This window comes from Actinoplanes palleronii (assembly GCF_016862315.1).
In the GTDB taxonomy this organism is placed as follows: Bacteria; Actinomycetota; Actinomycetes; order Mycobacteriales; family Micromonosporaceae; genus Actinoplanes; species Actinoplanes palleronii.
In genome coordinates this window covers 114,022-127,196 of record NZ_BOMS01000040.1, presented here as the reverse complement: position 1 = coordinate 127,196, position 13,175 = coordinate 114,022, and the positions used below count along the sequence as shown (strand labels likewise).

Genomic DNA, 13,175 nt, shown 5'->3' with positions numbered 1-13,175 from the left:
AGCGGTTCTGCGGTAACTGGCAGAGTCACCATTGATTCAGGTCACGGGTGGTGCAGCGCGTTGGCGCCACCCGGGCTGGCCACCAGCGGCGCCGGTGCCGCGTGGTCGTCCCCGTGCTCGCGGACCTCGTACTCGGTCTCGAGCTCGGTGACGGCGGCCTCGACCGCCTTCGGTGAGGCGGCCGGCATGCCGGCGCGACGGCCGACACCCTCCAGCACATGCTTACCGATCAGGTCGGCGGCCGGCAGCTCGATCGGGTACTCCCCGGTGAAGCAGGCCATGCAGAGCCGGGATTTCGGCTGCTCGGTCGCCTGGACCAGGTTGTCGAGCGAGACGTAGCCCAGGCTGTCGGCGCCGATCGAGCGGCGGATACCGTCGATCTCCAGGCCGTTGGCGATCAGCTCGGCCCGGGTGGCGAAGTCGATGCCGTAGAAACACGGCCACTTCACCGGCGGCGACGAGATCCGGACGTGGATCTCCAGGGCGCCGGCCTCGCGCAGCATCCGGATCTGGGCGCGCTGGGTGTTGCCCCGCACGATCGAGTCGTCGATCACGACGATCCGTTTGCCCCGGACCACCTCGCGCAGCGGGTTCAGCTTGAGCCGGATCCCGAGCTGGCGGATGGTCTGCGAGGGCTGGATGAAGGTGCGGCCGACATACGCGTTCTTCATGAAGCCGGCGCTGTACGGGATGCCGGAGGCCTCCGCGTACCCGATCGCGGCCGGGATGCCGGACTCCGGGACGCCGATCACCAGGTCGGCCTCGACCGGGTGCTCCTTGGCCAGCTTGCGGCCGACCTCGACGCGCGCGGCGTAGATGTTGCGCCCGGCGATCGTGGTGTCCGGGCGGGCGAGGTAGACGTACTCGAAGAGGCAGCCCTTCGGCTCCGGTGCGGCGAACCGCGAGGAGCGCAGGCCGTGCTCGTCGATCGCGATGATCTCGCCGGGCTCGACCTCACGGACGAAGCTGGCGCCGGTGATGTCCAGCGCGGCGGTCTCGCTGGCGACCACCCAGCCGCGCTCCATCCGGCCGAGCACCAGCGGGCGGACGCCCTGGGCGTCCCGCGCCGCGTAGAGCGTGTGCTCGTCCATGAAGACGAAGCTGAACGCGCCGCGCAGGGTGGGCAGCACCTCCATGGCGGCGGCCTCGACCGAGAGGTCGGGGCGACCGGCCAGCAGGGTGGTGACCATGGCCGTGTCGGAGGTGGAGTCACCCACGTCGAGACCGCGGTCGGCGATCTCCTTGGCCAGCTCGGCGGTGTTCACCAGGTTGCCGTTGTGCGCCAGCGCGATCGTCGTGCCGGCCGGGGTGGCCCGGATGGTCGGCTGGGCATTTTCCCAGTTCGAACCGCCGGTGGTGGAGTAGCGCGCGTGCCCGATCGCGAGGTGACCGCGCAGGCTGGCGAGAGTGGGCTCGTCGAACACCTGGGAGACCAGGCCGACGTCCTTGTAGACCACGACACCGGAACCGTCGCTCACCGCGATGCCGGCGGCTTCCTGGCCCCGGTGCTGGAGTGCGTACAGCCCGAAGTACGTGAGTTTGGCGACCTCTTCCTCGGGGGCCCAGACGCCGAAGACGCCACAGGCATCCTGGGGGCCGCGGTCCTGGGGGTCGAGATCGTCGGTCAGTAGGCCGTCGCCTCGGGGCACCTGTTCGCTCCCTCATATCGGTTCGCACGAACTGTCCGAAGCGCCGACCATCCAAATCGTTGGTCTAGCCCGGACTCCGCTCGCTCCGATCGCCCAGTGTACGCGAGCCCGGAGGCGGCACCTGCGGGCTCATTCCCCGGTGAGCGGCAGGTACTCGGTGAGATCGGTGCGGATCCCGCTGGCCCGCAGGCGTCCGTCCCGCGTCGCTTCCGCCCAGTCCAGGCGGCCGGTGGCCAGGAGCAGCCACGTCATCGGATCCGTTTCGACCACATTGGGCGGTGTGCCGCGGGTGTGTCGCGGGCCGGGCACGCACTGAATCGCACCGAAAGGTGGAATACGCACCTCCACCGAACGGCCAGGCGCGCGTTGGGACAACTCGGTCAGCAGGGCGCGAACCGCGTCACGCAGCACCACACGCTCGGGTTCGTCCCCCCGGTCCAGCGCGCCCAGTGCCTCGGACACCGACTCGGATTTATTGTGCGCAGACGACATGTCGGGACGATACGACTCGGTTCGCCGACAACGGCACACCGCCCTGGGTCGCGCGAAAGCCGTGTGGCAGGGCATAGTTGCCGACGGCGTAGAAGTCGCGCGAGATCTCACGTGCAAGAGACCGGAGACAACGCGACACGGAAGGTGGTGGACGTGACAACGCACCTACGGGGCCGGGCAGTTCAGGCCGGTGCGTTCCTGGTGCTGGTCGCAGGCTTGGTGGCCGGTGGTCAGACGGCTGCTCTCGCAGCCACACCCACCGTCAATATCACCGCACCATCGAGCGGCAACTCTGGGGACACTGTAACCGTCACATACACGGTTGGTAACCCGGGGGGCTCCGCCGAATCCGCCGATACAGCCGTCCCGGTGAAGATCACGACGACCCTCGTCGGCGGTGCCTGCAACAGCGGTTGCGGCAACCAGAACGTCACCCTGAAGCCCGGCGAGGACACCGACGGCTCGGCGACGATCGTCCTTCCGACCATCGGCGAGGGCCAGAAGCAGGACATCACCTTCCAGGTGGAGGCCACGTCGTCCGGCGACGCGCCGGGCACGAAGACCGCCGTCGCCAAGATCAGGGTCAACGGCCCGGCCGCGCCGGCCGACACCAACGTGCGTCTGGTGACCGGCACGATCAAGGACAAGGACGGCAACCGGCTAGCCGGCGCGTCCGTCGGCATGGTCGACAGCCAGGGTCACAAGTACACCGCCATCACGAACAACGACGGCGGGTTCTCCTTCGCGTCCTCGGACACCAACCCGATCTCGGCCGGCTCGATCACGGTGGGCGCGACGCTTGAGGGATTCAAGGGCGCCAGGACCACCGTCAAGGGCACCGTGGGCAAGACGGTCTCCGCGTCGATCACGCTGAAGGCCCTCGCCGCTTCCGCGTCCGCCTCGCCGAGCGCGTCGGTCAGCGCCTCGGCCAGCTCGGCGGTGAGCGAGGAGCCGACCGACGACGAGGCCACCGACGACGCGACCACCGACCCGGCGAACACGCTCGCGGCCGACACCGATAACAAGTCCGACGACAGCGGCGGCAGCTCCTGGCTGCTGATCGTGATGGGTGGCCTGCTGGTCGCCGCGGGTGTCGGCGCGATGGTGCTGGTCTGGCTGCGCCGCAAGAACGCCGCGGCCAACGGTGACGACACCAACGGTGGCGGCGCGGGCTACGGCGGCGCTCCGATCGGCGGCGGCCCCGCGGGCGGTCCCCGGTACGGCAACGACGCGACCCGGGTCGCCGCGCCGGTCGGCGCGGGCCGTGGTGGCGACGCCACGATGGTCGCCGGAGCCGGCGGCATGGGTGCGGCGCTCAGCGACGCGCCCACGATGATCCATCGCCCGGCGGTGGTCGAGGACGAGTTCCCCGACCCGTACGGCGCTCCGGTGCCCCCGCAGGGCGGCTACCTCGGCACGAACAGCAGCCAGTGGGACGACCAGGGCGGCTACGGCGCCGCCGGCACTGGCGCCGCGGGCGGCTACGGCGCCGCGACCAGCGGGTACGACGCGCAGGCCGACGGCTACGGCCAGGCCACCAACATGTACCAGCCGGAGCAGCCGCAGCAGCCCCAGCCGGGGCAGCGCTACGACGAGGCCACCGGCATGTACCAGCCGAACAACGGCTACGAGGACGACGGCTACGGCGCCGGCGGTTACGCCGCGGGCCAGCAGGCCGGCGGGTACGACCAGGGCGGCTACGGCAACCAGGCCGCCGGCCAGGCAGGCTGGGGCAACCAGGGCGGCCAGGCCGGTTGGGGCAACCAGCCCGACAACGGCGACGGCTACGGCCCCGCCGGGTACGAGCAGGGCGGTTACGAGCAGGGCGGCGGCAACTACGGCGCCCAGCCCCCCGCCCAGCCCGCCGGGTACGAGCAGGGTGGCTACGGCAACCAGGGCTACGACCAGCACGGCGGCAACTACGGCGGCGCTCAGCAGCCCCCGGTCCAGCCGGGTCAGCCCGGTTACGGCACCCAGGGCTACGACCAGCGCGGCAACGCGTACGGAAACGGGCAGGACCCGAACCGTCGCGGTCGTGACTGGGAAGAGTGACCTGATCTGAAGGGAAGGGCCCCGCGCATCGCGCGGGGCCCTTTTCATACCGGCGACAGGTAAGAGAAAGCCGGCCGGGAAAGATTCCCCGGCCGGCTTCGCTACAGCTGAAGATCAGGACTCGATCGGTCCGCCCGGCTTCGGCTCGGTCAGCTCCAGGGTCACCGAACGACCCTCGCTCACCGGCGCCTCGACCTCGACCGGCGCGGCCCGGTTGACCAGCTCGGCCGATCCGCCGAACAGCTTCGGCAGGGTCTCCGTGAACGCGGTCCGCAGCTCGGCCAGCGGGATCGCGAACTGATCGGTAACGGTCAGCGTCGCCTCGGGCGAGGTGACACCGATCTGCGCGATCGGCACGCCGAACTCCGCCGCCAGCGCCACGAACGCCTTCTCGTGACCCACCGGCACGGCCACCAGGGCCCGCCCCGCCGACTCGCTGAACAGCTGGACGAACGCCGACTCGCCGTCGGCCGGGAAGGTCACCGTGGCGCCCACCTCGTGCCGCAGGCAGCTCTCCACCAGCACCTGAGCCAGGCCACCGTCGGAGAGGTCGTGCGCCGCGCTGACCAGTGCGGCCTTGGAGGCCTGGGCCATCAGCTTGCCGAGCGCCTGCTCAGCCGCCAGGTCGACCTTGGGCGGACGGCCACCGAGGTGGTCGTGCGTCACCCAGGCCCACTCCGAGCCGGAGAGCTCCGCCCGGGTCTCGCCGAGCAGGAAGAGCAGCTCGCCGTTGTTCTTGAAGCCCATCGGGATGCGCCGGGTGACGTCGTCGAACAGGCCCAGCACGCCGATCACCGGGGTCGGGTGGATCGCCGCGGCGCCGGTCTGGTTGTAGAAACTGACGTTGCCGCCGGTCACCGGGATGCCGAGCTGCTGGCAGCCGTCGGCCAGACCGCGCACGGCCTGGGCGAACTGCCACATCACGGCCGGGTCCTCGGGCGACCCGAAGTTCAGGCAGTCGGAGACCGCGATCGGCTCGGCGCCGGTCACCGCGACGTTCCGGTACGACTCGGCCAGCGCCAGCTTCGCGCCCTCGTACGGGTCGAGCCGGGCGTACCGGCCGTTGCCGTCGACCGACAGCGCCACACCGAGGTTGGTGACCTCGTCGAGGCGCAGCACACCGGAGTCCTCCGGCTGGGCCAGCACGGTGTTGCCGAGCACGTAACGGTCGTACTGCTCGGTCACCCAGGTCTTGTCGCACAGGTTCGGCGACGCGATCATCCGCAGCACGGTCTCGCGCAGCTCGTCGCCGGTGGACGGCCGGTGCAGCGTCTCGGCCCGGTCCGCCTGCAGCAGGATCAGGTCGGACGGCTCACGCATCGGACGGTCGTAGACCGGACCGTCGTCGGCGAGCGAGCCCGGCGGCACGTCCACCACGACGTGGTCGTTCCAGGTGATCAGCAGGCGGCCCGGGGTGCCGTCCGCGCCGGCCGGGGTGACCTCACCGATCGCGGTGGCCCAGACGCCCCACTTCTCGGCGACCTTGAGCACCGCCTCCAGGTTCTCCGGCGTGACGATCAGGAGCATCCGCTCCTGCGACTCGCTGGCCAGGATCTCGGTCGGCGACATCGAGGCCTCGCGCAGCGGGACCCGCTCCAGCCAGACCCGCATGCCGGTGCCGGCCGCCGCGGCGGTCTCGGTGAGCGCGCAGGTCAGACCGGCGCCACCGAGGTCCTGGATGCCGGAGACCAGACCGGCGTCGTACAGCTCCAGGCAGCTCTCGATCAGCAGCTTCTCCATGAAGGGGTCGCCGACCTGCACCGACGGGCGGCGCTGCTCGGCCTCCTCGTCGAAGGTGGCGGACGCCAGCACGGAGACCCCGCCGATGCCGTCCCGGCCGGTCCGCGCGCCCATCAGCACCACGATGTTGCCGGTGCCGGTGGCTTCCTTCTTCTGCAGCCGCTCGACCGGCATCACGCCGATGCTCAGCGCGTTGACCAGCGGGTTGCCCTGGTAACACGGGTCGAAGACGATCTCACCACCGATGTTCGGCAGGCCCAGGCAGTTGCCGTAGCCGCCGATGCCGGCGACCACGCCGGGCAGCACCCGGGCGGTGTCCGGGTGGTCGGCCGCGCCGAAGCGCAGCGGGTCCATCACCGCGATCGGGCGGGCACCCATCGCCAGGATGTCCCGGACGATGCCACCGACGCCGGTCGCCGCACCCTGGTAGGGCTCGACGTAGCTGGGGTGGTTGTGCGACTCGACCTTGAAGGTGACCGCGAGGTCGTCGGAGACCTGGACCACACCGGCGTTCTCACCGATACCGGCCAGCATCCGGGTGTTCTTCGGCACCTTGGCGACGAACTCACGCAGGTGGACCTTGCTCGACTTGTACGAGCAGTGCTCACTCCACATGATCGAATACATCGCGAGCTCGGACGCCGTGGGGCGACGGCCGAGGATCTCGCGGATCTTCGCGTACTCGTCGTCCTTGAGGCCGAGGTCGGCGAACGGCTGGAGCTCATCGGGGGCCTTCTCGGCCTTCTCGACGGTGTCCGGGCCGTCCTCGAACTTGTTGACCAATACGTCGGTCGCAGCGAAGCCGCTGGGCTTGTCCTGCTGCGTGGTCACTGCTGTCCCCCTGCGAGCTGACCGCCCGCGGTCGCCCCCGCCAGGGCCCGCAGGACGGAGGTGAAGAAGCCGAGGCCGTCGAGCGACGGACCGGTCAGCGCCTCCACGGCGTGTTCCGGGTGCGGCATGATGCCGACGACGTTGCCGGCCTCGTTGGTGATCCCGGCGATGTCGCGCTGCGAGCCGTTCGGGTTGCCGCGGACGTAGCGCGCGATCACCCGGCCCTCGGCCTCGAGAGCGTCAAGCGTCTTGGCGTCGGCGACGTAGCAGCCCTCGCCGTTCTTGACCGGGATGAGGATCTCCTGGCCGCCGGTGAAGTTGTTGGTCCACGCGGTGTTCGTCGACTCGACCTTGAGCCACTGGTCCCGGTTGCGGAAGTGCAGGTGTTGGTTCCGGGTCAGCGCGCCGGGCAGCAAGTGCGCCTCGCAGAGGACCTGGAAACCGTTGCAGATGCCCAGAACGGGCAGGCCGCCGCGGGCCGCGTCGATGATCGACTCCATGACCGGAGCGAATCGCGCGATGGCGCCGCAGCGCAGGTAGTCGCCGTACGAGAAGCCGCCGGGAAGCACCACGGCGTCGACGCCGTGCAGATCCGGGTCGCCGTGCCAGAGGCGGACAGCCTCGGCGCCGGCGATACGGGCGGCGCGGGCGGCGTCCCCGTCGTCCAATGATCCGGGGAAGGTGACCACACCGATCCGCATGGTCAGGCGACCTCCGCCGCGTCTGCGACGACCCGAATGTCGAAGTCCTCGATCACCGGGTTGGCGAGCAGCTTGTCAGCGATCTCGCGAGCCCGATCCAGGTCGGGTTCACCGGCGAAATCGATCTCGATCCGACGACCGATGCGGACTGAGGAGACATCGGTGACGCCGAGCCGGGGCAGGGCATTCGCCACCGCCTGACCCTGCGGATCCAGGATCTCCGGCTTGAGCATGACGTCGACCACGACGCGAGCCACGGGCACTCCTGACTGATAGGTGTAAGCACGGAGGAGCCTACCTGGTCAACCGTCCGACCGAACCGGCGACCGCTGTCGGGCGGCCGACTCAGCCGGACGTTGAGCCAGTTCAGAGGATGGGCGCCGGGGCGTAGCCGGCGGCCGACGGGTGGCGCGCCACGATCGCGGCAACCCGGTCGGCGATCGCGCGCACCTGGGCCGGCGCGGCGCCCACGAACGCGGCCCGGTCGGCCACCAACGTGTCGATCTCGGCCCGGGTCAGCTGCAGCCGGCCGTCGTCGGCGAGCCGGTCGAAGAGGTCGTTGACCGCCGCGCCCTTCTCCCGCATGGCCAGCGCCACGGCGACCGCGTGCTCCTTGATCACCTCGTGCGCGACCTCCCGGCCGACACCCTTGCGGACCGCCGCGACGAGCAGCTTGGTGGTGGTCAGGAACGGCAGGAAGCGGTCCAGCTCCCGGGCGATCACCGCGGGGTACGCCCCGAACTCGTCGAGCACGGTGAGGAACGTCTGGAACAGCCCGTCGGTGGCGAAGAACGCGTCCGGCAGAGCCACCCGGCGCACCACCGAGCAGGAGACGTCACCCTCGTTCCACTGGTCGCCGGCGAGCTCGCCGACCATCGACAGGTAGCCCCGGACGATCACGGCCAGGCCGTTGACCCGCTCCGACGACCGGGTGTTCATCTTGTGCGGCATCGCCGACGAGCCCACCTGGCCCGGCTTGAAACCCTCGGTGACCAGCTCCTGGCCGACCATCAGGCGGACCGTGGTGGCCAGCGAGGACGGCCCGGCGACGATCTGGGCCAGCGCTGACACCACGTCGAAGTCGAGCGACCGCGGGTAGACCTGGCCGACGCTGTCCAGCACCCGGGCGAAGCCGAGGTGCGTGGCGACCTTGGACTCCAGCTCGGCCAGCTTCTCCTCGTCGCCGTCCAGCAGGTCGAGCTGGTCGGCGGCGGTGCCGACCGGGCCCTTGATGCCACGCAGCGGGTAACGGCCGATCAGGTCGTCCAGCCGCTCGTACGCGATCAGCAGCTCCTCGGTGGCCGAGGCGAACCGCTTGCCGAGCGTGGTGGCCTGGGCCGCGACGTTGTGCGAGCGACCGGTGATCACCAGGTCGGAGTGCTCGACGGCGAGCGCGGCGAGCCGGGACAGGGCGGCGACCACGCGGTCCCGGATCAGCTCGAGGGACGCCCGCAGCTGCAGCTGCTCCACGTTCTCGGTGAGGTCGCGGGAGGTCATCCCCTTGTGGATCTGCTCGAAGCCGGCGAGCTCGGAGAACTCCTCGATGCGCGCCTTCACGTCGTGCCGGGTGACGCGCTCGCGGGCCGCGATCGAGGCCAGGTCGACCTGCTCGAGAACTGATTCGTACGCCTCGACGGCGCCGTCCGGCACCGTGATGCCGAGGTCACGCTGGGCCTTCAGGACCGCCAGCCAGAGCCGGCGCTCCATCCGGATCTTCTCCTCCGGCGACCAGAGAGTGACGAGTTCGGCGGAGGCATAGCGGCTGGCGAGCACGTTCGGGATGGTCACGGCACCGATTCTTTCATGGGCCGATCGGCCGGTTCCGGCACCTTGTGCCGCAGCGTACGGACGTCCCGGCTGCTCACCATGAAGATCACGGCGAGCGTCATGAGGGCGGCGAGGCCGATCAGGGTCGGGCGGAGGCCGAGGGCGAGCGCGATCGGTCCGGCCGCGATCTGACCGATCGGGATCGCAACGTACGAGCCGACCATGTCGTACGAGTAGACGCGGGCGAGCTTGTCGGCGGGTATGTGCTCCTGCATCGTGGTGTCCCAGGCGATGTTGAACTGCTCCATCATCGCGCCGGTCACGAATCCGGCGACGGCGAGCACAACGAAGTGCGGCCGGATGCCGAGCACGAGAACCGGCAGGGCGTAGGCGAAGCAGCTCGCACAGCCGAAGAGCAGCAGCCGGCTGACCCGCAGACGCATCGCCACGAAAGCGCCGACGATATTGCCCGCGGTGACCGCGGCAAGCACGAAACCCCAGGCTCGGCGCCCGATGGTGTCGTCGGCGACAACGGGGCCGAGGACGTGGATACCGCCGCTGGCTCCGGCGTTGAGCACCCCGAACGCGGCGACCACCACCCAGAGCCAGGTGCGGGACCGGAACTCGGACCAGCCGGTACGCAATTCGGTGAGGATCGTGGGGGCGTCGGCGTCGGCGTCGACGGAGTCGCGGGCCACCGCCGGCAGCCGCACCAGAGCGAAACAGGCGCCGGCCAGCAGGAACGTCGCGGCGTCGGCCGCCATACCCCACCCGGGCCCGACCCCGGCGACCAGCCCGCCGGCCATCGGCGCCCCAACGATCATCGCGGTGCTGAAGAACAGCCGGTTGAGCCCATTGGCCTGCTGGCGCACGTCGGCCGGCACGGTCTGCGGCAGGATCGCAGCCGAGGCCGGCAGAGCCACCGCGGCGGCCATCCCGTTGAGCGCGGACAACCCGATGAGCAAGGGGATCGTGGCGTTGCCGGTGAGCACCAGGGCCGCCACCACGGCCTGGGTGACCGCGGCGGCAAGGCACGATCCGACCATCAGCAGATTTCTCGGCAGCCGGTCGGCGAACACTCCGCCGAAGAGCAGGAACACCACGTTGGTCAAGGTGCGGATGCCGAGCACCAGGCCCAGGTCGCGGGCCGAACCGGTGAGGTCGAGCACGGCGAAGGCGAGAGCGATCGGCGCGATGGCATTGCCCAGCGTGTCGATCGTGCGGCCGGCCAGCAGAAAGCGGAACGACCGGTGCCGCAGCGGCGCCAGGAGGCTCACCCGGCCTCCATCTCGAACATCGCCACGGTCGTGCTCGTCCGAACGGTGCCCGGTGTGCCCGCCGGGCACGCGGCGGCGTGCAGGTCGTGGACCGCGGCGGTGATCCGTTCGGTGATCTCCCGCCAGGTCTCCGGATCGACCCAGAGCTCGGCGTCTGCCGTCACCCCGGGCCCGGGGCCAGCGGGGCTCTCGGCCGCGCGGGGTGTCGGTGCGACCGGCGGGCGAGTGCCGGAAACGGCCGGGTCGTAGCGGTACCGCCTCGCCAGCCCGCCACGGATCTTCTCCTCGCCGGCCGTCGCGATCAGGCCGGCCGCGGCCAGGGTGCGCAGGTGGTAGCTGGCGTTGGCGTGGGTCAGCCCGAGCGCCCGGGCCACCTCGGCGGCGGTCAGCGAGGCGCCGGTGAGCAGCGACAGGATCCGCAGTCGCGCCGGGTGGGCCAGCGCGCGCAGCGAGGCCTGTCCACCATCCCCCAAAGACATGTTGGGGAGTCTATGACTCGGACGCGTCGACCGTCCAACACTTGTTGGAGAGTGGCAAACTGCACGAGAAAGCGGCATTCTCGCTAAGGTTACTGGCGAGTAGGTTCGACGCTCATTCCGAAAGGTCCCCTGATGACTGAATTCAGCCCCGAGTCGCTCTCCACGATCGGCCCGAAGGAGTTCTCGCAGCTCGTCAAGTCCACGCCGGACTCCAAGCTCAGCGAGATCATGGCGTCGGACGCGCGCGGCAAGATCCTCGATGAGGTCTTCAACCGCATGCCCACGCTGTTCCGCGCGGAGAAGGCCGGCGACACCCAGGCCGTCATCCACTGGATCATCACCGGCCCGAACGGCGTCTCGGACACCTACGAGACCGTGATCGAGAACGGCGCCTGCACCGTCACCAACCAGCCGGTGCGCGACCCGAAGCTGGCCATGACCATGGACGCGGTCACGTTCCTCAAGGTCGTCGCGGGCGACGGCAACCCGATGATGCTGTTCATGACCGGCAAGATCAAGGCGAAGGGCGACCTGTCCCTGGCCGCCAACATCGCCAAGCTCTTCGACATCCCCAAGGGATAATTTCTTATTCGTTGGGCGCAGGGTGTGCGGTCCGGTTTCGGTCCGCACACCCATTTTTTGGTACGAACTATGACTCCCAGTCCGCAGGCTACAAGCCGCGTCCCGTGATGGTCTCGCGCCCGACCGCGCCCACTCCCGGCCGCGACGCGGCTCCCGACTTCGGCTGGCTCTCAGGGCCGTTATCGAGCACGTATAAGGGCCCTGAGAACCAGCCGGGACCGTGAGTCGCGCTGCGGTCAAGAGCGGCCGCGACCTCGCGTCCGCCTCACGGGCGGGGCTTGGCTTGTGGCCTGCGGGCGGGCGCTCCGTATGCGTACGAAAGCTAGATTTTGATCTGGTGGTTGAGGGCGCGGAGCGCGATGTCGGTGCGGAACTGGGCGCCGTCGAGGGAGACGCGGTCGACGAGCGCGTAGGCGGCCGAGCGGGCGGTCTGCAGATCAGTTCCGGTCGCGGTGACGCTGAGGACGCGACCGCCGGCCGAGACCAGACGACCTTGCGCATCGCGGGCGGTGCCGGCGTGGATCACACCGGGGACCTCGGCGCCGGTGATCACGTCGCCGGTGCGCGGGACGCCCGGGTAGTTGTGGCTGGCGATCACCACCGTGATCGCGGAACCGTCTTTCCAGCTCAGTGGCGGCTGCTCGGCGAGCGTGCCGGTGGCCGCGGCCTTCAGCACCCCGGCCAGCGGAGTGTCCAGCAACGCCAGCACCACCTGGGTCTCCGGGTCGCCGAAGCGTGCGTTGAACTCGATCACCTTGGGGCCGTCCGGGGTGAGTGCGAGACCCACGTAGAGCAGACCCGCGAACGGCGTGCCGCGCTTGCGCATCTCGGCCAGCGTCGGCTCGACGGTCTCCCGCAGCACCCGCTCGGTCAGGTCGGCCGGCGCCCAGTCGAGCGGGGCGTAGGCACCCATCCCGCCGGTGTTCGGGCCCTCGTCGCCGTCCTCCAGGCGCTTGAAGTCCTGCGCCGCCATCAGCGGTGCGACCGCCGTGCCGTCGGTGATCACGAAGAGCGAGACCTCGGGACCGGGCAGGAACTCCTCGATCACCACGGTGCCGCACGCCTCGGCGTGGATCAGGGCCTCGTCGAGGTCGTCCGTGACGACCACGCCCTTGCCGGCGGCCAGGCCGTCGTTCTTCACCACGTAGGGCGCGCCGAGCTCCTTCATCGCCGCGGCGGCTTCCGAAACGGAGGAGCAAGCGAACGAGCGGGCGGTGGGCACCCCGGCGGCGGCCATCACCTCGTTGGCGAACGCCTTGGAGCCCTCGAGTTTCGCGGCAGCGGCGCTCGGACCGAAGCAGGCGATGCCCTTGGCCCGGACCGCGTCGGCGACCCCGGCCACCAGCGGCGCCTCCGGCCCGATCACCACCAGGTCGGCGTTCAGCTCGACGGCCAGCGCGGCAACCGCTGCGGGATCGACGGCCTTCACCTCGTGCAGCTCGGCGACCTGGGCAATGCCCGGGTTCCCGGGCGCGCAGGCGAGGAAGTCGACGGACGGGTCGGCGGCAAGCCCGACGGCAAGCGCGTGCTCGCGCCCACCAGAGCCGATCAGAAGTACGCGCACGACGGCCCATCCTACCTGCGCGACCGTCGCGTAAACTTCGG

At 70.2% G+C, this 13,175-nt stretch carries 11 protein-coding genes; 2 read left to right on the top strand and 9 right to left on the bottom strand.

Annotated features, from left to right (window positions below):
- Positions 1 to 41: 41 nt before the first annotated feature.
- The gene (purF, locus tag Apa02nite_RS14130) at positions 42 to 1,649 is read right to left on the bottom strand and encodes an amidophosphoribosyltransferase (protein ID WP_203825387.1); all 1,608 of its coding nucleotides are present in this window, start codon (positions 1,647 to 1,649) and stop codon (positions 42 to 44) included.
- Between the two features lie 129 nt (positions 1,650 to 1,778).
- Entirely contained in the window at positions 1,779 to 2,141 is a 363-nt protein-coding gene (locus tag Apa02nite_RS14125; RefSeq protein WP_203825386.1) for a sterol carrier family protein, read from the bottom strand.
- Positions 2,142 to 2,510: 369 nt separating this feature from the next.
- Between Apa02nite_RS14125 and Apa02nite_RS14120 the strand changes: the two genes are divergently transcribed.
- Entirely contained in the window at positions 2,511 to 4,193 is a 1,683-nt protein-coding gene (locus Apa02nite_RS14120) for a carboxypeptidase-like regulatory domain-containing protein (RefSeq protein ID WP_203825385.1), read from the top strand.
- A gap of 114 nt (positions 4,194 to 4,307) precedes the next feature.
- On the opposite strand, the gene purL is transcribed toward Apa02nite_RS14120, so the two are convergent.
- From purL to Apa02nite_RS14090, 6 genes are all read right to left on the bottom strand, one after another.
- Positions 4,308 to 6,716: a phosphoribosylformylglycinamidine synthase subunit PurL gene (gene purL, locus Apa02nite_RS14115; RefSeq protein WP_239164311.1), complete on the bottom strand. Its 2,409-nt coding sequence runs from the start codon at positions 6,714 to 6,716 to the stop codon at positions 4,308 to 4,310.
- 44 nt (positions 6,717 to 6,760) lie between these two features.
- The gene (gene purQ, locus Apa02nite_RS14110) at positions 6,761 to 7,471 is read right to left on the bottom strand and encodes a phosphoribosylformylglycinamidine synthase subunit PurQ (protein ID WP_203825409.1); all 711 of its coding nucleotides are present in this window, start codon (positions 7,469 to 7,471) and stop codon (positions 6,761 to 6,763) included.
- On the bottom strand, positions 7,468 to 7,722 hold the full coding sequence (gene purS, locus Apa02nite_RS14105) for a phosphoribosylformylglycinamidine synthase subunit PurS (protein ID WP_067684688.1): 255 nt from the start codon (positions 7,720 to 7,722) through the stop codon (positions 7,468 to 7,470). The genes purQ and purS overlap by 4 nt, the downstream gene beginning before the upstream one ends.
- A gap of 109 nt (positions 7,723 to 7,831) precedes the next feature.
- The gene (gene purB / locus Apa02nite_RS14100) at positions 7,832 to 9,253 is read right to left on the bottom strand and encodes an adenylosuccinate lyase (RefSeq protein WP_203825383.1); all 1,422 of its coding nucleotides are present in this window, start codon (positions 9,251 to 9,253) and stop codon (positions 7,832 to 7,834) included.
- Positions 9,250 to 10,509 (bottom strand): MFS transporter, encoded by a 1,260-nt coding sequence (locus Apa02nite_RS14095; protein WP_203825382.1) that lies wholly within the window; start codon positions 10,507 to 10,509, stop codon positions 9,250 to 9,252. Before Apa02nite_RS14095 ends, purB begins: the two co-directional genes overlap by 4 nt.
- Entirely contained in the window at positions 10,506 to 10,988 is a 483-nt protein-coding gene (locus tag Apa02nite_RS14090) for an ArsR/SmtB family transcription factor (RefSeq protein WP_203825381.1), read from the bottom strand. Before Apa02nite_RS14090 ends, Apa02nite_RS14095 begins: the two co-directional genes overlap by 4 nt.
- Before the next feature lie 132 nt (positions 10,989 to 11,120).
- On the opposite strand from Apa02nite_RS14090, the gene Apa02nite_RS14085 reads away from it, so the two are divergent.
- Positions 11,121 to 11,570, top strand: a complete 450-nt coding sequence (locus Apa02nite_RS14085; protein ID WP_203825380.1) for an SCP2 sterol-binding domain-containing protein — start codon at positions 11,121 to 11,123, stop codon at positions 11,568 to 11,570.
- A gap of 322 nt (positions 11,571 to 11,892) precedes the next feature.
- On the opposite strand, the gene purD is transcribed toward Apa02nite_RS14085, so the two are convergent.
- Positions 11,893 to 13,134, bottom strand: coding sequence for a phosphoribosylamine--glycine ligase (gene purD, locus Apa02nite_RS14080; protein ID WP_203825379.1), 1,242 nt, complete (start codon positions 13,132 to 13,134; stop codon positions 11,893 to 11,895).
- Between the last annotated feature and the right edge of the window lie 41 nt (positions 13,135 to 13,175).